At 34.9% G+C, this 19,560-nt stretch carries 17 protein-coding genes; 11 read left to right on the forward strand and 6 right to left on the reverse strand.

The features are described from left to right. Window positions 1-553 precede the first annotated feature (553 nt). The 3 genes from H3U97_RS09135 (at window position 554) to dinB (ending at window position 5,040) form a co-directional block, all read left to right on the forward strand. Entirely contained in the window at window positions 554-1,999 is a 1,446-nt protein-coding gene (locus H3U97_RS09135; RefSeq protein ID WP_198198763.1) for a hypothetical protein, read from the forward strand. Window positions 2,000-2,198: 199 nt separating this feature from the next. After that, window positions 2,199-3,905 (forward strand): phosphoethanolamine transferase CptA, encoded by a 1,707-nt coding sequence (gene cptA / locus H3U97_RS09140; RefSeq protein ID WP_198198764.1) that lies wholly within the window; start codon window positions 2,199-2,201, stop codon window positions 3,903-3,905. Window positions 3,906-3,984: 79 nt separating this feature from the next. Continuing rightward, window positions 3,985-5,040 (forward strand): DNA polymerase IV, encoded by a 1,056-nt coding sequence (gene dinB, locus H3U97_RS09145; protein ID WP_065579227.1) that lies wholly within the window; start codon window positions 3,985-3,987, stop codon window positions 5,038-5,040. 129 nt (window positions 5,041-5,169) lie between these two features. On the opposite strand, the gene H3U97_RS09150 is transcribed toward dinB, so the two are convergent. After that, window positions 5,170-6,606, reverse strand: coding sequence for a 6-phospho-beta-glucosidase (locus tag H3U97_RS09150; protein ID WP_198198765.1), 1,437 nt, complete (start codon window positions 6,604-6,606; stop codon window positions 5,170-5,172). Window positions 6,607-6,619: 13 nt separating this feature from the next. Further along, window positions 6,620-8,491: a beta-glucoside-specific PTS transporter subunit IIABC gene (locus H3U97_RS09155; RefSeq protein WP_198198766.1), complete on the reverse strand. Its 1,872-nt coding sequence runs from the start codon at window positions 8,489-8,491 to the stop codon at window positions 6,620-6,622. A gap of 173 nt (window positions 8,492-8,664) precedes the next feature. Here H3U97_RS09155 and H3U97_RS09160 point away from each other — a divergent pair, with 173 nt between their 5' ends. After that, on the forward strand, window positions 8,665-9,369 hold the full coding sequence (locus tag H3U97_RS09160; protein ID WP_065579224.1) for a GntR family transcriptional regulator: 705 nt from the start codon (window positions 8,665-8,667) through the stop codon (window positions 9,367-9,369). A 195-nt stretch (window positions 9,370-9,564) separates the two neighbouring features. On the opposite strand, the gene pyrE is transcribed toward H3U97_RS09160, so the two are convergent. Both pyrE and rph read right to left on the reverse strand, forming a co-directional pair. Beyond that, a complete protein-coding gene (gene pyrE / locus H3U97_RS09165) occupies window positions 9,565-10,212 on the reverse strand; it encodes an orotate phosphoribosyltransferase (RefSeq protein WP_065651870.1) in 648 nt (215 codons plus the stop codon). Window positions 10,213-10,225: 13 nt separating this feature from the next. After that, window positions 10,226-10,942: a ribonuclease PH gene (gene rph / locus H3U97_RS09170; RefSeq protein ID WP_065579222.1), complete on the reverse strand. Its 717-nt coding sequence runs from the start codon at window positions 10,940-10,942 to the stop codon at window positions 10,226-10,228. A gap of 163 nt (window positions 10,943-11,105) precedes the next feature. On the opposite strand from rph, the gene H3U97_RS09175 reads away from it, so the two are divergent. The 3 genes from H3U97_RS09175 (at window position 11,106) to H3U97_RS09185 (ending at window position 13,952) form a co-directional block, all read left to right on the forward strand. After that, window positions 11,106-11,972, forward strand: coding sequence for a YicC/YloC family endoribonuclease (locus H3U97_RS09175; protein ID WP_065579221.1), 867 nt, complete (start codon window positions 11,106-11,108; stop codon window positions 11,970-11,972). Between the two features lie 11 nt (window positions 11,973-11,983). Next, window positions 11,984-12,877 (forward strand): DMT family transporter, encoded by an 894-nt coding sequence (locus H3U97_RS09180; protein ID WP_198198767.1) that lies wholly within the window; start codon window positions 11,984-11,986, stop codon window positions 12,875-12,877. 169 nt (window positions 12,878-13,046) lie between these two features. Further along, window positions 13,047-13,952: a hypothetical protein gene (locus tag H3U97_RS09185; protein ID WP_198198768.1), complete on the forward strand. Its 906-nt coding sequence runs from the start codon at window positions 13,047-13,049 to the stop codon at window positions 13,950-13,952. Between the two features lie 28 nt (window positions 13,953-13,980). On the opposite strand, the gene H3U97_RS11440 is transcribed toward H3U97_RS09185, so the two are convergent. Beyond that, window positions 13,981-14,136, reverse strand: coding sequence for a hypothetical protein (locus H3U97_RS11440; protein WP_232343791.1), 156 nt, complete (start codon window positions 14,134-14,136; stop codon window positions 13,981-13,983). A gap of 30 nt (window positions 14,137-14,166) precedes the next feature. Between H3U97_RS11440 and H3U97_RS09190 the strand changes: the two genes are divergently transcribed. Further along, window positions 14,167-14,853 (forward strand): tetratricopeptide repeat protein, encoded by a 687-nt coding sequence (locus H3U97_RS09190; protein ID WP_065651873.1) that lies wholly within the window; start codon window positions 14,167-14,169, stop codon window positions 14,851-14,853. Between the two features lie 146 nt (window positions 14,854-14,999). On the opposite strand, the gene H3U97_RS09195 is transcribed toward H3U97_RS09190, so the two are convergent. After that, window positions 15,000-16,379, reverse strand: a complete 1,380-nt coding sequence (locus H3U97_RS09195; RefSeq protein ID WP_198198769.1) for an MATE family efflux transporter — start codon at window positions 16,377-16,379, stop codon at window positions 15,000-15,002. Window positions 16,380-16,561: 182 nt separating this feature from the next. Between H3U97_RS09195 and yejK the strand changes: the two genes are divergently transcribed. From yejK to H3U97_RS09210, 3 genes are read left to right on the forward strand one after another with little or no spacing between them, the layout of a single operon-like run. Next, the gene (gene yejK, locus H3U97_RS09200) at window positions 16,562-17,569 is read left to right on the forward strand and encodes a nucleoid-associated protein YejK (protein ID WP_065613239.1); all 1,008 of its coding nucleotides are present in this window, start codon (window positions 16,562-16,564) and stop codon (window positions 17,567-17,569) included. A 13-nt stretch (window positions 17,570-17,582) separates the two neighbouring features. Continuing rightward, window positions 17,583-18,425 (forward strand): deoxyribonuclease IV, encoded by an 843-nt coding sequence (nfo, locus tag H3U97_RS09205; protein ID WP_086362007.1) that lies wholly within the window; start codon window positions 17,583-17,585, stop codon window positions 18,423-18,425. Window positions 18,426-18,429: 4 nt separating this feature from the next. After that, entirely contained in the window at window positions 18,430-19,356 is a 927-nt protein-coding gene (locus H3U97_RS09210) for a hypothetical protein (RefSeq protein ID WP_198198770.1), read from the forward strand. Window positions 19,357-19,560 lie beyond the last annotated feature (204 nt).

Raw genomic sequence — 19,560 nt, forward strand, 5'->3', positions numbered from 1 at the left:
AAAGAGGGTTGGCGGCAACCCTCTTAACTCGGACGTAATCACCGTATAGAAACAACCACAAAACAACAAACGTCCGAAACTCAAACAACTAAAAAATAAAGAACTAAAAAATTTTGAGGAGAGGGGTTTTTGAACTCAAAATAGGACTAAAAATAGAAGGTAAGGTTTTGGTATGTTGGTGCTTTTATTATTAATGTCTTGTTTTTGAAGTATAATTTTTCATTAAACTTTACAAAAATTAACAATTAAACCGCCAAAAAAAGTTGCATGGTTTTTTCCAGTCACTATACTTTTATAGCATATTTATACGAATGGACAAATTTTATGCCACCAGGTATAAAATTGTAAATAAATCATTAATTTAATTGACAGGAGTGTCGGATATGGGGTATAATTTACAACACCAAACACCAAACACCAAACCTGCCCAACCTATAATTTAACGTTAGTAAAGTTAAGCACGCACGGTCTATTATCTCACTACAATTTATTTTTCCAGCAAATTCGGCAAAATTTTTCAAAATTTCTTAATTTAGCCTTTTTATCTCGGCCGATGGTTTTGGTATTAACCGTGATTGTTTTACAGTCTATCTCTTTTTCTAATTATGCATTAACCATTAAAACGACCAATATTATTCATGGCTCAGCCCCATATTTAACCTTCGACGGTGGTCGTACACGTGTGACAAATACTGACGGTCTACTTGGAATAACTTTATCAAACGGCAGTAGATTCACTCCGGCAACCAATATTTCAAGTGCTACTAATCCTATCGAATTACCCTACGGTGATAATTTTGCTGATATTGGCATGTTTGTGCCAACTAATGTTGATTCAATTGATTTAAATTTGCTTATTAGGGCACCATACAATTATTGGGGCGATGATGATGGCGATGGTCAGGGTACTGACGGTATTTGGGCTGATGGTCATTTAACTTTATCCATCGTTGATAATGATGACCAAGATGTCGCGCGTAGTGCGAGTTTGGATATATGTAAAGCGCCTTATAAATTGACATTAACCAATGTTCCGGGCTCCTTAAGTACGATGTATGGTTTTCCTAAAACTACAGAGTTCAATCGTGGAAGTGTAATCTATTACATTAATCCGGGTAATGTTTCTCCAAAGGTTTGTTATGCTCAGCCTAATAAAGAATATGGTTCTTTGAAATATGGATACATAGATTTTCGTGGCCCTGTTTCAATGTGGAATGAATATAAGGGGTTTATTCCTCAGTCTACTAATTCATCTAGCTATGGTTTAAATTTTCCTACTACAGGTGCTGATCATTTATATTTTTATTTAATTATAGGTGGAAGTGGGCGTTTGAATTGGGCTCCTGTTACTCTTAGTGGTATCACAGCTTCAATGGAGCCAAATTCTTCAGGTTCAAGTGTTAAAGTATTATTAACCGGTCCTGTTGCCACAGAAGAACAATGGGTTTCTAATAAACCTGATGAAATAAAACAAATATCTAGACCTGAATTACCTCAAACATTTGAGTTAGTTGGCAAAGATGATACTGGTAATGTTGTGGTTAAGTATGGATTTACTATAAAGCAATGGTTCTTGAACCGTGGTAACGTATATTCTGATGTTAATTCTTCTGCATTATGGTGTGGCAAAATTAATTACCACTTAGTGCAGGTAAAAGATTTAACTAATGCAACTTGTAATGGCGCAAGTTCAGGTAGCCATTGTATAGGAGCTGTGGGCGCTGCCGTAACTACTCATCCATCACCTAATAATTATTATCAGCGTGTCATTGATGCAGGATTTCTGGCCGAATGGGGCAACGTTGAATTTTATGGTTCTAATAGCTCTATGTCAGATTCAGCTGCTAATTTTTCAGGTTCTTATTGGACGCAAGACGAGGCAGATAGTATCAACAACTTCGTGATCGATTCTCCCCATGGATCTATTTTTAGATGGTATAAACCAAGCATTGATAGAGACCATACTCTTTGCGTCTCTCATCCTAGATCTAGCCGTTAGCTCATTTCTATAGTTTCCCCTTATTCGTGTAACTTTTTTTTAGAATAAGGAGAACTATTTTTATTAAAAAGCATAGATGTTCCAATCATCTAACTTAAACATTAATAATCAATAAATAATCTTATAGTAGTCTCTTAAGGTTTTGTTAATCTGCTTTTGTTAGTTTAGTTACCATTATTAATTGTGAATAATAGTAGCTATGCAAAAGTTAGATAATTCTGTGAGTTTTAATTGGCGTTCATTGCTTTATGTAATTTTATTTTTTTGTTACTTTTCTTGTAGTTTGCAACTCTATATTGCGTTGTCTGGACATGCTAATTTTATTGGCTTACGTGATTCAATTATTTACAGCATGATTTGGCTAGTACCGGTATTATTTTTTCCTCGTTATACCAAAAAAATTGCTACTGTTTATGGCATTATAATTGGGGGATTATCATTAATTTCTATTGGTTATTTTACCATATATCGGCAAGAGTTTTCACAGAGTGTCTTTTTTGTAATGGCCGAGTCAAATTATAATGAATCACATGAGTTTATCTCTCAATATTTAAGCATTAAGTTAGTTATAGTTTTGTTGATTTATATTTTGCTTGGATTTTTTCTATGGCTTAAAGTTAAACCTATTTATGTTAAAAATATGACTAAATGGTTAGTGTCGATAATCATTGTTATTTATGCATTAATGCCGCTGTGTATTGGTGTTGTAATAAAAAAAATGTCGTTTCAACAAGCAACTCAGCATTTGCTAACGCGTATGGAAACCACGGTTCCGTGGCAATTAATCAATAGTTATTTAGCTTATCGTTCGCAACTTTCAAATATGGAGAATATTTTAAATCATCTGCAAACATTGCCTAAGTTTGAAAATTTAACGGATGCTAATGGTGATACGCCAAGAACATTAGTGTTAGTGATTGGTGAATCGACCACACGTACTCGGATGGGTATTTATGGCTATGAACGCAATACTACGCCGTTGATTGAACAATTTAAGCAAGATAATCCTGATTTTGTTGTGTTTAATGATGTGGTTTCATCAAGACCTTATACTATTGAAATATTGCAACAAGCCCTAACTTTGGCAGATGAACAAAATCCAGATTTATATCTTAGCAAACCCTCGCTTATTCACCTTATGAAGCAGGCTGGTTATAAAACGTTTTGGATCACTAATCAACAGACGATGACAAAACGTAATACGATGCTGACCATGTTTTCTCAACAAGCTGATGAACAGTTTTACATGAATAATGATCGTAATCAAAGTTCACGCCAATATGACTCATCGGTATTTGAACCATTTAAAAAAGTATTACATGATCCTGCTGAAAAGAAATTTATCGTCATTCACTTACTGGGTACGCATATGAAATATGAATTGCGCTATCCTGAAGGTGATGAGTATCAGCGTTTTAATGATAGATCGGATTTAGCGTTTAAACTGGATGATGATAAGTTAAAGGTTTATAACAGTTATGATAATGCGATCATCTATAATGATTTTGTAATAACTAAGCTATTTAATTTATTTAAAGATAGTCAAGCAAATGGTTTTATGTTGTATTTTTCTGATCATGGTGAAGATGTTTATCAGACCCCTCCGCATGATGTTTTAGGGCGTAATGAAAAAGCGCCGACTAAGGTGATGTATACCGTACCATTTATGCTATGGCAGTCACCCAAATGGCTAGCTAGTCATCCCAATAACTATCAGTCCTATGTGAATAGAAAATTCAGTACTCAAGACTTGATTCATACTTGGTCTGATTTAGCTGGGCTTAGTTATAATTCCTATGTTCCAGAAAAAAGTATAGTAAATGCGAAATTTGAGCAACCGATTCGTTGGATTGGCGATCCTCATGATAAAAAAGGCTTAACTGATTTTGATAAGTTAACTAAATAATAGTGAGTAATTTGCAGATAAAGTTAAGGTATGGTATTGTATATTTATACAGTTATTTTTAAATGCTATTACACCTATTATGCGAAAAATTATTCATGTCGATATGGATTGTTTTTATGCCGCCGTCGAAATGAGAGACAATCCCCGTTATCGCAATATACCTATTGCGGTAGGGGGTGATCCGCGTAAGCGAGGTGTGGTATCAACTGCAAATTACTTAGCTCGGCAATTTGGTGTTCATAGCGCTATGTCAATGGCACAGGCAGTTAAGCTATGTCCTAATCTTAAAGTTATCCCCGGTCGGCATGCTGTTTATAAAGAAGTTTCTACTCAAATTCAGCAAATCTTTAAACGATATACTCAAGCTATTGAAACACTCTCCCTTGATGAAGCTTATCTAGATGTGACTGATTGTAAGCTTTTTCACGGCTCAGCCACTTTAATTGCTCAAGATATCCGTCAAGCGATATATAAAGAACTCGAACTCACTGCTTCGGCTGGTGTTGCACCACTTAAGTTCTTAGCTAAAATAGCCTCTGATATGAATAAGCCTAACGGGCAGTATGTAATTACACCTGAACAAGTAGGGAGTTTTATTGAGCAGTTACCGCTAAAAAAAATTCCTGGTGTGGGTAAAGTAACTGAGAAAAAGCTAACTGAATTGGGATTATATACTTGTAAGGATGTGGTTAATTATGACCTAACCAAATTGCTGAATCAGTTTGGTAAATTTGGTCGAATTTTATATGAACGTTGTCAAGGTATAGATGAACGTGAAGTTTGTAATGATAGACAACGTAAATCCGTAGGCGTAGAGCGTACTTTAGTTGATGATATTCATAGTTGGGATGAGTGTTTAGCTCAATTTGATCCGTTATTTGATGAACTCGAAAAAAGATTAAGCAAAGTTCGTGCTGATTTATCGATTGCAAGGCAAGGGGTCAAATTTAAATTTGATGATTTTCAACTGACAACCCAAGAGCATGTTTGGTCAAAATTGGATAAGGATGATCTGATTGAGCAGGCTTATAAAGTGTGGACAGAAAGACGAAATAATCGAGGTATAAGATTAATTGGTTTTCATGTCACTTTGATTGATCCTCAAGTTGAAAAACAGCTAATTTTTCAATTTTGATTGCTAACTGACGATCAAATAGTTATTTTTTACTATTAGATCATGGTGAGATTTGTTAATGATAAAGGATCTGATTTAATTTTGATAAATCAGATCCTTGATTGTTATGTTGAATAGATAGCTAAATGATTATTTTAAATTTTGACCATTAGTCTTAATCACATTTTTATACCATTCAAATGATTCTTTTTTATAGCGTTTCATGCTGCCGTTACCTTCATTGTCACGATCAACATAAATTACGCCATAACGTTTTTTCATTTCACCAGTAGTGAAAGATACTACGTCGATAATTCCCCATGCAGTATAACCAATTACATCAACACCATCGTAATCCATCGCTTTTTGCATCGCTTTGATATGAGCGCCAAGGTATTCAATACGTGGTTTATCATGAATTTGGTTATCGTGTTCTAGTTCATCTATCGCACCAAAACCATTTTCAACAATGAATAGTGGTAATTGATAACGATCATATAAACGGTTAAGAGTATAACGTAATCCTTCTGGATCGATTGGCCATCCCCAGTCACTGCTTTTAATATATGGATTTTCAACCGCATTTGGAAGCGCACCATTAACTATATTGTCACGATGGTCATTTTTAGCATCAGCTTTTACCACTGTTGACATGTAATAACTAAAGCCAATGTAGTCAACTGTTCCTTGTTTTAAACAGGCTAAATCATCTTCAGTGATGTCAAGTTTGTAACCTTCTCGTTCAAACTCTTTTAATGCATAAGCAGGGTAATAACCACGTACATGTACATCAGGGAAGAAGAAACGTTGATGCATAGCAATTTCTGATGCCATCATATCTTCAGGATTACAAGAATATGGATAGATTGGCACATGCGAAATCATACAACCAATTTCAAAATCAGGATTAATTTTCTTACCAGCAATAACTGCTTTAGCACTTGCTAATAATTCATAGTGGGCCACTTGATAAAGTACTTCTTGTGGATTTTCACCCGGTTTAATTTGTACACCTGAATTAGTCCAAAAGAAGATTGGATTACTAGTATCCATTTGATTATTGATTTCGTTGAACGTCATCCAATATTTGACTTTATTTTTATAGCGCTCAAAACAACTAATTGCGAAACGTTCGAAGAACTCAACCGTTTTACGATTTCTAAATCCACCATAATGACGAGCAATATGTAATGGAATTTCAAAGTGTGAAAGGGTGATAACTGGTTCAATTCCATTAGCAATAAGTTCATCAAACACATCATCATAAAACTGTAGGCCAGCTTCATTTGGTTCTAACTCATCACCATTAGGAAAGATTCGTGTCCAAGCAATTGAAGTACGTAAACATTTTAAACCTAATTCAGCAAATAATTTAATATCCTCTTTATAATGATGATAAAAATCAATTGCAGTGTGATTTGGATAAAATTTACCAGCTTCGATATCTTGAGTGATTTGTCTTGCAACGCCATGAGCACCAGCGGTCATGACATCAACCACGCTTGGTCCTTTGCCCCCTTCATTCCAGCCGCCTTCAAATTGGTGGGCAGCTAATGCACCACCCCATAAAAATGGTTTTTTAGTCATTTTTGGTTCCTTGTTATTGCTTAATTTCAAATAAGATATCGTCAAGATTTACTTCAGTTTTATCAGTTAGTGTGATCGTTTGGAACTGATCAGTATTAACAATAATAATCGGTGTAATTAATGGGTAACCAGCTTGTTTTATTGCTTGCGGATCAAAGCTAATTAGTAAATCACCCGTTTTAACTTGTTGTCCCATACTTACATGGTAACTAAATTCATTGTTAGTCAGATTAACAGTATCAATACCAACGTGAATTAATAATTCTACGCCATTATCTAAAGTTAAACCGATAGCATGTTTTGAACTTTCAAAAACGGCGGTCACTTTACCATTATAAGGTGCATAGACATGGTTCTCAGTTGGTTCTATCGCAATACCTTCACCCATTAATTTTTGAGCAAATGCGGGATCTGGAACTTCACTTAGTGGATATACTTTACCAATCATTGGACTTGTTACATCGATTTCGTCGATAACGATTTTTGGTGTATCGTCTTCAACAGGTACATTATTTGCTTTTGTTTCATTAGTCCCAAAAATTTGTAGAAGTAGGACTGGGCCAAATAACGCAATGGCTGAACCAAGTGCAACACCGATGAACGAACCATAATGTTCTGGATTAATTGCATTAACGATGGTTAATGGTCCAGGTAATGCCGCATAAGTATAGTAGTAAGGTGTAAAGAAGCCAGCAGCAATACCACCAAGAGCACCACAGACACAACCATAGATAAATGGCGTTTTGAAACGTAAGTTAACCCCGTAAATAGCCGGTTCAGTGATACCAAATAGACCAGTGATAAATGCTGATAAAGAGACACCTTTCATTTCTTTAGAACGCGTTTTGATATAGAAGCCTAGTGCAGCACCAACTTGACCGATTACGGCAATAGTTTGGTAAGCTTGGAAAGAGTCTTTACCGTATTGGCTAATATTTTCGATAATCACAGGTGTAATACCCCAATGGACGCCGAAAATAACAAGTACTTGCCAAAATGCGCCAATAATGCCACCGGCAACCCATGGAGCAAGATTAACAATCCAGTTATAACCACTAGCAATATAATGTGCAGCACCAGCAGTAAGTGGACCAATCGCAACTAAGGTCAATGGCACCATAATCACTAGACTGATTAATGGCATTAATAGCGGTTTAATAATGCTATGTAATCTAGGCTCTAAGAAACGCTCTAGATAAGATAGCAACCAAACTAAAAATAGCGGTGGCAATACGGTTGAGCTATAAGTAGTTTCAGACAGTGCTAATCCAAAAAGATTAATCTCTTGTCCTGATTTAATCATAGCTGCCAATTCGGCCCATGTTGGTGAAAGTAGGGCTGCACAGCAAGCCACCGCAATATAGATGTTGCAACGGAAATGTTGCGATGCGGTAATGGCAATAAAAATTGGTAAAAATGCGAATGGAGCCCAAGAAATAAAGTTAAATACTTGGCAAGTACCTGTTGCTTCAAATTCTGGGAAAGCTAGCTTAATTAAAATCAAGATACCTTGTAATATCCCTGCACCAGCTAATACATAAACAAATGGGGCAAAAACGGCTGACATAGTGGCAATAACACGGTTTAAAATGCTACTTTTACTATTTACATCAACTTTATTACCACCTTTCATTAATTGGGTAAAGGCATTATAGACTTTATCTACATTAGTACCGATAACAACCTGAATTTGACCACCTTTTTCAACCACAGTGATAACGCCTGGGAATTTTGCAATATTTTCTTTAGCGTGTTCAGGCGTTTGTTGCGTGACTAAACGCAAGCGAGTGGCACAACGAGCTACGGTAACAATATTTTCTTCACCGCCTAACTCATTTAATATATCAACTGCCAATTTATTATAATCTCTAATTTTAGATGACATTAATTATGCTCCTTTCAACAGGTAAGAGAGCTTATAGTAACCTTAAATTAAAAATTGTTAATGACCAATTTTATTGTTTGTGATCTAGATCCCGTTTTCTCTTAATTTTGATTTAATAATTAATTTACAGGTATAGAATAAAAACTATTTATAACAATAATAAAGAATAACAAATGTTAAAATATCAAGATATAGCGAAAAAAATCCAGCAAGCAATTTATCAGCAAGATTTGCCTAAAGATACGCAATTACCAAATATTGAAGGTTTAATTCAGCAATATCAAGTTAGCCGAACTACTATTATTAAGGCTCTAAATCGTCTTGAAAGACATGGCGTAATTTATCAAATCCAAGGTAGTGGTATTTTTGTTCGACAACCGAAAAAACAAGGTTATCTAAATTTTCTGGAAAGTCATGGTTTTAGTGTCGATCTCAATGATTTACCTGGCTCATCGCAAGTATTTAATGTTGATGTTATTCAACCTAATGCTAAAGTTAAAGAAAACCTTCAGTGTGAAGATGATGAATATGTCTATTATATAAAGCGATTACGTTTGGTTGAAGATAAAGTATACGGTTTTGAACAATCTTATTATCGAAAAAATATAATTTCTTATTTAAATAAAGAAATTGCCGAAAACTCAATCTTTAGTTATGTAAAAGATATTTGTAAGGTCAATATCGGTTTTTCAGATAAATATTTTAAAGCCATAAAATTGGATGAAGATATCGCTCCTTATTTGGGTTTAAAGGCCGGCGATCCCGCTTTATGTGTTGAAGAGATCTTTTATACTTCTTCTGGTGAACCTTTCGATTTTTCACGAATTATCTATCATTACGATAATGCGAAATTCTTTGTTCAAAGTCATTCAAAATAGTCAGCAAGATTTCATTTAGTTAATCCAATATTAAAAGACGCTTGATAATGGTTATTTTCTTAATTCAGGCTAGCGAAATGGGCTTAAGTAAATTAATGTCGAAAGATAAGAAAAAATGGTAATTACTTTAATTGAATAGTTGTCAAATAATTGTAAAAGTTTGCAAATATAAAAAAAGCGTCTTACGACGCTTGGTTATTTAATGCCATATTCAGAACGATAAGCTTCGACTTGGATTACTTGGTCTTTACGTGATGGATCACGATAAAGATATTGGATCAAATCATCTAAAGTGATAATCGAAATTACGTCACAATTATAAGTTTGTTTGATTTCTTGAATAGCGGATAATTCACCTCGACCTTTTTCTTGACGATCAAGACAGATTAATACACCAGCAAGCTTAGATTGATTATCTTCTAAGATTCGCATTGATTCACGAATTGCAGTACCAGCGGTAATTACATCATCAACTAACATGACGCGTTGTTGATAAATAGAACTACCAACTAAATTACCACCTTCACCATGATCTTTAGCTTCTTTGCGGTTAAAGCAATAAGGTACATCAACATTGTGGTGCTCGGATAAAGCCACAACTGTAGATGAGACAATTGGAATACCTTTGTAGGCAGGACCAAAGATGACATCATATTGTAAATTTGCATCCATTAATGCAGCGGCATAAAAACGACCTAATAACGCCAAATCCTTTCCGGTATTAAATAGTCCTGCATTAAAAAAATAGGGACTTTTCCGCCCTGATTTTAAGGTAAACTCACCAAATTTTAATGCTTGCCTATTTAAAGCAAATTCTATAAATTCACTCTTATATGATTTCATCGATCCTCTCCAATTAATCTTTTAAAGCTTGTTTTTGTGCTTCTATAATGGTTGTAATGCCATTTTTTGCCAGTTCTAATAAAGTTAATAATTCTTCATGACTGAATGGTTCACCTTCGGCAGTACCTTGAACTTCAATGATGCGACCATCATCAGTCATTACCACATTCATATCGGTTTCGGCATTAGAATCTTCAATATATTCTAAGTCGCATACCGCTTCACCATTAACAATGCCTACCGATACGGCAGCCACTAAAGATTTAATTGGGTTTTGCTTGATTTTACCACTTGCTAACATCATGTTTATTGCGTCAACTAATGCCACACTAGCACCAGTTATTGATGCTGTTCTAGTACCTCCATCAGCTTGGATAACATCACAATCTAATGTAATGGTATATTCCCCTAATAATTTTAGATCAATCATTGCGCGTAATGAACGGGCAATAAGGCGTTGGATTTCCATCGTACGGCCTGTTTGTTTTCCTTTTGCCGCTTCACGTTGGGTTCTTGAATTGGTAGCTCGAGGTAACATACCATATTCAGCAGTTACCCATCCTTGATTTTGACCTTTTAAAAAGCGAGGTACAGATTCTTCAATTGTTGCATTACAAAGTACTTTTGTTTCACCAAACTCGACTAATACAGAACCTTCTGCATGCTTAGTGTAATGACGGGTTATTTTGATTGGGCGGACTTGTTCCGCGGATCGACCAGACGGGCGCATGCAATTCTCCAGCAGTTTTATTTTAAAATTTATCTTTGAACTTATTAAATCATTTAGGAGGACATCAACAAGAAAGCGTTGATGTTTAGCCTAAGCTAAGAGCACATTATACAGAATTTGTGATACAATGCCCAGCAAGTTTTTCATAAATTTAGGACCTATTATGATTTCTAGTATGACCGCATATGCACGAAAAGAGTTGAACCAATCATGGGGTAGTGCTTCTTGGGAGCTACGTTCGGTCAATCAACGCTACCTAGAAACCTATATTCGTTTACCCGAACAGTTTCGCTCTCTTGAACCGATTATTCGTGAACGACTTCGGGCACGATTAACGCGCGGAAAAGTCGAATGTAATTTACGTTTCGAATTAGATCCAGCGGCACAACATCAAGAACTGTCATTAAACATTGAACTGGCTAAACAAATATTAACAGCTGGTGACTGGATAAAACGTGAGTATCAAACGGGACAAATAAATCCGCTTGATGTTTTACGTTGGCCAGGTGTTATGTCAAGCAAAGAACAAAATTTAGATACCATTTCGCAAGAAATTTTGGCTTTACTTGAAAGCGCAATTGATGAATTTATCGCCGTTCGGGAGCGTGAAGGTAAAGCGCTTTGTGAATTAATTACTCAGCGCTTACAAGCAATAACCGAAGAAGTTGATAAAATTCGTACTTGGATGCCGCAGATATTAGAATGGCAAAAAGAACGATTAAAAAGTAAGCTTGAAGAAGCTAATATTGATCTGGATAGCTCACGTCTAGAGCAAGAAATTGTTATGGTTGCCCAAAAAATTGATGTCGCTGAAGAACTAGATCGGTTAATGACGCATGTTAACGAAACATATTCGATCTTAAAGAAAAATGAGGCCGTAGGTCGTCGACTCGATTTTATGATGCAAGAGTTCAACCGTGAATCAAATACCATTGCTTCAAAATCAATTAATGCTGATGTAACCGCTAGCGCTATCGAACTTAAGGTGTTGATTGAACAAATCCGTGAGCAAGTACAAAATATCGAATAATTTACTTGTTGATGAATCAGTATCTCGGTATTTTTGCCGTTATTTTGGCTTCGCTATTATGGGGCACAACTGGGACAGCAGCCACTTTTGCCCCTAGTTTATCTCCTCTATTTATTGGTTCATTCGCCATGGGTATTGGCGGAATATTGCAGTGTGGATTTGCTATACCTAACATCAACCAAGAACTAACATCAATAAGATCGCATTATCGCTATTTAATTTTAGGGGCATTAGCAGTTGCCGTTTATCCTTTGGCTTTTTATTCTTCTATGCGCTTATCAGGCGTTACTATCGGTACGGTTGTTTCAATAGGATCAGCGCCAATCTTATCAGCTATGATTGAATATATTAGTCGTGATTTTCAAGTAACTAAACAATGGGTTATTGGCGCTTTATTGGGTATTATCGGCATGACTATGTTAGCATTTTCTGAAAATGCCTCGACCACAATTGAATATAATTATGTTGGTTTGGGAATTTTATTAGGACTTATTGCTGGTTTTACTTATGCACTTTACTCATGGTCAGCACGACAATTAATGTTAAAAGGTATTGATAGCAAAGCGGCCATGGGGGCTACTTTTGGTTGTGGCGGTTTATTACTGATTCCGGTAATGCTAATAACGGGAACTACGTTTTTTGCAGCATGGAATAATATTGCAGTTGGCTGTTATATGGCATTAATTCCGATGTTTTTGGGTTATCTATGTTATGGGTATGGATTATCAAAAATATCTGCCAGTTTAGCAACTACCATTAGCCTATTGGAACCCGCGGTAGCCACAATTCTGGCGATATTAATTGTTGGTGAGGATTTATCATTAATCGGTTTGGGGGGGATATTGTTGATTTTTATTTGTCTGGTAATGGTTATCTCGTCAAGCCTAAATAAAAAATCTATCTAATTCAATACATTAATTATCTTTACTTTTTCGCAAGCATCTTTAAAATACTTCTTTCAAATTAATCATATAGTTCCTATTTTGAGGAAAACTACAAAAATTGACAATTAACATTTTAGGTTAGCTATAAATTAATTTTTTATTTGTCATTTATTGTTAAAGGAATAAAACAATGAGTCTTACTGTTAGTTATTATCAGTCTTCAAAAAAATATGATCCACTATTAACTATTGGCTATACCTTAGCAGGTATTTTGGCCGCAATAGTTTTGGGTATCATCTATTCATTTATCTCTTATATTTCACCAATTGTAGTAATTAATATTGCTTTAGTTGGTGGGATGGGGTTTACATTAGCTTATATTACAAATAACCTTGCAAAGTTAGCAAAAGTAAGAAATACCATTGTTCACTTGTGTATGGCTTTTTTTATCTGTCTATTTGCCTATTATTCAAGCATATGCACATTTGAAATTAACCTTATGTCGCTGGGTCCAAAGAGTTATTTTAAGCTGTTTTTCAAACCGTTCACGGTATGTGACCTCATGTTTAATGGTATTCTTCCAATCCACAAAATAATCATTAGTAAAGGTGCAAGTACAGGTTATATTTCTGGTCCCATGTTGAAAATCATATATTTAATCGAATTTCTTGCCTTTTTCTATCCATTAGTTGCTGCATTTAAATTTAAAGAATATTTTTGTGAAGATTGTCGAGTTTGGTATAGAAAATTCCGATTTTTCTCGTATAGTAATGAAAATTTAGAATCTAATATTACTAGCCATGTCACTAATAATTATGCTGATGTCTTATTGCAATCAACACTCTATGTTAATGAAAAATTACTTGCAAGCGAAGTCGACAAGTCAACAAAAACTATCGATGTTTTAGAATACCAATATTGTCAATGCCCCCAATGCAAGCAGAATAGTATTTTTAGCATAGAGAAAAAGAAATTAATGAGGAAAAATAAAAAAGAGTTTGATCTAAGAGATGTTAAAAAAGGAATTTTAGTTGAAAATGTCTATATCGATAATGAAACTAATGAATTATTAAAACAAGCTTGTGATCAATTATAATGATTTTACGGGGGCAAGGTGCCCCTTTTTAATGTTTCGGATAATGTCGACTTTTAATTGATCTATGATACCAATATAACGTAGCATAAGTGATACTGGCTGATAAACGGTTAACAGTCGGTAATGATGCCCAAACGCCATCTAAATCGAAGAATAATGGAAGAATATAAAGCGTTGGTAACAAAATTTTAATGGATGAGAAGGAATAATTAATATGAAAAAAATGCTTACAAGTGGTTTATTAATTTTATTTTTTGCATGTTCGGTTAATGCAGCTAAATATGATAATGTACCATATGATGAAGTACTAAAAATTGCCACCGAGCAAAATGATCCAGTTGCACTAAATGAGTTAGGCTATAGATACCTCAATGGGGTAGAAGGTGTTGAAAAAGATACCGTAAAAGCGAGAGAATGGTTTGATAAAGCTATTGCACAAGGCAGTGGAACAGCCGAATCCAATGTAGGTACTATGTATGATAAAGGTGATGGCGTTGAACAAGACTATGCTAAAGCGAAAGAGTGGTATGAAAAAGGTGTTGCAAAAAATGATAAGTATGCGCAATTAAATTTAGGTGGCATGTATAAAGAAGGACGAGGTGTTGAAAAAGATCCATTAAAAGCAAAAGAACTACTTGAAAAATCGGCAGAACAAGGTTTGTCTTATGCTCAATCTTTTTTAGGAGATATGTATTTTTTTGGTCAAGGTATTAAAAAAGATGTAATTAAAGCTCGATACTGGTATGAAAAAGCAGCTGAACAAGGTATACCTGAAGCCCAGTTTAATTTAGCTGTCATGTATGAAAATGGCGTGGCTGACCTAAAAAAAGATCACGATAAAGCGATGGATTTATTTGAAAAAGCTTGTGAAGGCGGTGTGGAGCATCCAATTTGTCAATAATTTTTGATTAATTAAAATTTAGTTTTAGTGAGAATTAATTAAACGACAGCTAAATTGAAATTTAAAAGGCGGGCTTAGTCCGCCTTTTTCATTTTTTAGAGTTATAAAATCAATCTTCATTAACTAACTGCTTAATATAAACGAGCTTAAGCTAAACGATGTCTTCTTTTTATCGATTTGAAATACCAATATAACGCGGCATAAGCGATACCGGTTGATAAAAGGTCTGCCGTTGGTGATGCAGCCCAAACGCCATCTAAATCGAAGAATAATGGAAGAATATAAAGCGTTGGTAATAAAATTAAAAGTTGTCTTGAAAGGCTTAACAAAATAGAAATCTTTGCCATTCCGATACATTGGAAAAAACTAGTTGTTACCATTTGAAAGCCGACAAACGCAAATGAAAACGTAGTATAACGTAGTGCAATCGCGGATATTGCCACTAAATCGACATCAGAACTAAACGCTTTAACCAGCACGTCAGGCATAAAGCAACCAAATATAAAGCCTACACTGGTGATAACTGTGGCAATTTTAACTGCATAGATAAAGGTTTCTTTCACTCGGACATAATTTTTAGAGCCGTAATTATAACCAATAATCGGTTGCATACCTTGATTTACACCAATGACAATCATGATAATCAGTGTAATTAATCGGTTAGCATTAGAATAACCGGCGATCGCATCATCACTTGAAACATGTGAAATGGGGGCATAACGGGTTAACTGCCAGTTTATAAAAACAACTACCACTGAGGCGGCAACTTGCATAGCAAATGGTGACATGCCAATCGACAAAATCGACTTAATGTAAGTAAAATCGAGCCTAAAGTTACGACGATATAGCTTTATATTACTGTTTTTGCTAATAAAGTGCTGCATCACAAATAAAAAGCTTATGAACATTGCAAGAGTGGTAGCAAAAGCTGCTCCTCTCATTCCCCAACCTAAACCTATAATAAAAATTGGTGCAAGAATAATATTCGCAATCACACTAATAAACATAGTCACCATGGCTTTAAACGGATAGCCACTGGCGCGCATCATATTGTTGTAATTAAATGTTAATGTGATAAATATACTGCCCGGTAAAAACACCTCTAAAAACTCACGAGCATAAATATGGTTGGTTGGGCTTGAACCAATAAAGTGTAAAACAGGATCGATAAAATAGAGTAGTAAGGCTAAAGTGATGCCACTAAGTACGGCAGTTAACATGAAAGAAGTTCCTGCTACTTTTTCTGCTTTATCAATTTCACCTCGGCCTAAAAAGATAGATATTCGGCTAGCTGAACCAATACCTACCAGCATGCCAATGCCCGCAGCAAGATTCATTACCGGTAAAATAATACCTGCGCCACTCAGTGCTTCACGACCAATCCAATGGCCAATAAAAATTCCATCAATAATGTTATACAGCGTATTCACTGTTGTGCCGATAATAGATGGAAGCGCATATTGCCAAAACAATAAGCTGATTTTTTTATGTTTAAAATCATCATAAATATCGTGTGATTTTGTCATTTTGATTCACATTGATAAAAGGTTAAAAGTTATAAAGAAGTTTTAGAACAAGGATACGTAAAGTATAAAATTGACAATAAGAATGTTGCTTAGTTTAGCAGAGTTATAAATTGATGATAGCACTTTTTTAGTGCTTTGTTAAAATAGACACTATTAAATTGTCGATCCAAATAGGAATCTCCATGAGCGTACAAATTGAGAATATAGTTCTACATAAATTAATTAGAAAAAGTGATACTGAAATTGAACTACAACTTCGTGATTCACTCCTCGGTAATGAACAAGCTGTTGCTAACTTGATTGAAGATATTAATAGAATTTACAACAATAAAAGTAAAGCATATGGTTTATTTAATAGTGAAAGTCTTTTTGAACAATCACTTAAAGAGTTACGTTTAGGTAATCAAAATTTTCTTAATTTTAGTCAAGAATCAACCAAACAGTTGCGTAATGAATTAGCCAAATATCCATTTGCAGAAGGTGGCACTGTTATTTTTTGCCACTATCGATACCTTGCCGTTGAATATCTAATTATTGCTGTATTAAATAGTTGCTTAAGCATGTTAGTTAATGAGGAGCTTAATATCTCTGAAACTCAGTATTTAGATATCGATCATGCGGATATTATTGCCCGTATTGATATTACTGAATGGCAAACCGCACCAGAATCAAAACGTTATTTAACTTTCTTAAAAGGCCGAGTAGGGCGAAAAGTATCTGATTTTTTCATGGATTACTTAGGTGCTAGTGAAGGATTAGATGCAAAAGCGCAAAATAAAACTCTTGTTAAAGCGGTAGATGATTACTGTCAAGAGATGCAATTTGACAAACAAGATAAAACCAATGCTCGTGAAAATGTCTATAACTATTGTCAAGCTCAATTACAAGCAGGGGAAGAGATAGAGCTGAAAAATCTTGCTAATGAATTACCAACAAGTGACGAAAATAACTTTATGGAATTTGTAAAAAATAGCGAATATGATTTAGAAGATACATTCCCTGCTGATCGTAGTGCCTTACGTCAATTGAAAAAATTCTCCGGTAGTGGTGGTGGATTAACCCTAAGTTTTAACTCCGATCTATTAGGTGAGCGTATAAAATGGGACCCACAAACTGATTCACTCGTTATTAAGGGCGTCCCACCTAATTTACGTGATCAACTTCAACGCAATAGTGGCTCAAACGAATAATTAGGGGAAAAATATGAAATACATTGGTGCACATGTGAGTGCAGCTGGTGGTGTGGATAATGCGCCAATAAATGCTTATCAAATTGGCGCAACAGCCTTCGCTCTATTTACTAAAAATCAACGACAATGGCATGCAAAACCGCTTGAAACTGCAGTGATTGATAGTTTCAAAAAACGTTGTGAACGCTATGGATTCACCAATAAACAAATTCTACCTCATGATAGTTATCTTATTAACTTAGGTAGCCCTGATAGTGAACAACTTGAAAAATCACGCACCGCGTTTCTGGACGAAATGCAACGTTGTGAACAGTTAGGCTTAACCTTGCTAAACTTTCATCCAGGTAGTCATCTACAAAAAATATCGGTTGATGACTGTTTAGCGCGTATTGCCGAATCGATAAATATCACGCTAGATAAAACCAAAAGTGTCGTCGCTGTGATAGAAAACACAGCAGGACAAGGATCTAACCTAGGTTATAAATTTGAACATCTTGCGCAAATTATCGATAAAGTAGAAGACAAAAGCCGTGTAGGTGTCTGTATTGATACCTGTCATGCCTTTGCTGCTGGTTATGACTTACGCAGCGAAAAAGCCTGCAAAGAGACCTTTGATGAGTTTGAAAAAATTGTCGGTTTTAAATATTTACGAGGTATGCATTTAAACGATGCCAAAAGCGAACTTGCCAGCCATGTTGACCGTCATGATAGTTTAGGCAAAGGCACCATTGGTGAAGCTGCATTTAAATTTATTATGCAAGACTCACGAATTGATGAAATTCCACTTATTCTTGAAACTATTAACCCAGATATTTGGGCACAGGAGATTGCTTGGTTAAAAGAACAGGAAAAATAATCAAATGCAAATAAAGAAAATAATATCGATATGTATATTGTTCTTATTAAGTTGTAGCTTTTATGCAACTGGTAATACACGAGAGCAATTAGAGATATTTGAACTTAATCTTATTGATAATAACGCGCCAAAATTCTATTTTGTATCGGTACTCCGAGGTAGTCATATTGTTATTTATGACAAAGATGGCAATAAAAAACAATCTATTAAACCTATATTTCCTAATATAGAGGATGATTGTAAAAATGATAAACATCAATTACCTCAAAAATATCGACAAAGTTTTTTGACTGCCAGTGGCATATCCGAAACGGATAACTTATTCGTATATAATTATGAATATAATAAATTATATAGTTTTCCCATTAGTAAATTGGAGGTATTTGCAATAGGAGGCGATTGTTTACCTACTGATGAAAAATATTATCTATTTGGATTTGCATTAGCATTGAATCAACTACCTCAAGATTACGATCCTAATGATACAACGTTTGTTTATATTGGAAAGGAAAGTCCTTTTGCTCAAGAGCAACTAACTTTATTAAACTGGCAAAAAATTAGTGATAAAGAGGATAATTATTTAGCACAAGCTCATGGATTACATTACAATTTATGGACATTAGGGAAATCTCCTTGGTACCCAGATCATTACCCTGAATGTGCGGGTTTAGTGGTTAAGAATGATAAGAATAAAATCTTACTTGATGAAGTTTTAACTCAGCAATACAGCCTTCTACCTTTAAATGGCAAAGATAAAGATCATGAATACAAAAAACAATGGACGGGAAAATTATTTAAAAATAAACCATTAGTCGTGTTTGGGTGTTTCTCAATAATGGGTTGCCCAGTGATAGACTTCATTGATTCACCTTTTTCTAAATTTGACATAAAGCTACACTGCATAAATAAAAACAACTGGGTTGCCCAGTGATAGACTTTATTGATTCATCTTTTTCTAAATGTGACATAAAGCTACGCTGCGATTCTCGTTTTTATAGTTGTAAATGATATTAATTAAGAACAACTTTTTTAAGAAATAAGATAAATTATTCTTAAAAATGGAAAAAACGAACAAAATAAAACGGCGAAAAAGATGAGCCCATACTTGAGATTTTAAACAATAGATTGTGAGGCG

The organism is Gilliamella sp. W8128 (assembly GCF_016100545.1).
GTDB lineage: Bacteria > Pseudomonadota > Gammaproteobacteria > Enterobacterales > Orbaceae > Gilliamella > Gilliamella apis.

Coding starts and splice junctions, on each gene's coding strand:
- H3U97_RS09160 (WP_065579224.1), top strand. CDS start 8,665: ATGTTAAAATATCAAGATATAGCGAAAAAAATCCAGCAAGCAATTTAT.
- H3U97_RS09150 (WP_198198765.1), bottom strand. CDS start 6,606: ATGACTAAAAAACCATTTTTATGGGGTGGTGCATTAGCTGCCCACCAA.
- rph (WP_065579222.1), bottom strand. CDS start 10,942: ATGCGCCCGTCTGGTCGATCCGCGGAACAAGTCCGCCCAATCAAAATA.
- H3U97_RS09155 (WP_198198766.1), bottom strand. CDS start 8,491: ATGTCATCTAAAATTAGAGATTATAATAAATTGGCAGTTGATATATTA.
- H3U97_RS09185 (WP_198198768.1), top strand. CDS start 13,047: ATGAGTCTTACTGTTAGTTATTATCAGTCTTCAAAAAAATATGATCCA.
- cptA (WP_198198764.1), top strand. CDS start 2,199: ATGCAAAAGTTAGATAATTCTGTGAGTTTTAATTGGCGTTCATTGCTT.
- pyrE (WP_065651870.1), bottom strand. CDS start 10,212: ATGAAATCATATAAGAGTGAATTTATAGAATTTGCTTTAAATAGGCAA.
- H3U97_RS09175 (WP_065579221.1), top strand. CDS start 11,106: ATGATTTCTAGTATGACCGCATATGCACGAAAAGAGTTGAACCAATCA.
- nfo (WP_086362007.1), top strand. CDS start 17,583: ATGAAATACATTGGTGCACATGTGAGTGCAGCTGGTGGTGTGGATAAT.
- H3U97_RS09210 (WP_198198770.1), top strand. CDS start 18,430: ATGCAAATAAAGAAAATAATATCGATATGTATATTGTTCTTATTAAGT.
- H3U97_RS09180 (WP_198198767.1), top strand. CDS start 11,984: ATGAATCAGTATCTCGGTATTTTTGCCGTTATTTTGGCTTCGCTATTA.
- H3U97_RS09195 (WP_198198769.1), bottom strand. CDS start 16,379: ATGACAAAATCACACGATATTTATGATGATTTTAAACATAAAAAAATC.
- H3U97_RS09190 (WP_065651873.1), top strand. CDS start 14,167: ATGAAAAAAATGCTTACAAGTGGTTTATTAATTTTATTTTTTGCATGT.
- H3U97_RS09135 (WP_198198763.1), top strand. CDS start 554: ATGGTTTTGGTATTAACCGTGATTGTTTTACAGTCTATCTCTTTTTCT.
- dinB (WP_065579227.1), top strand. CDS start 3,985: ATGCGAAAAATTATTCATGTCGATATGGATTGTTTTTATGCCGCCGTC.
- yejK (WP_065613239.1), top strand. CDS start 16,562: ATGAGCGTACAAATTGAGAATATAGTTCTACATAAATTAATTAGAAAA.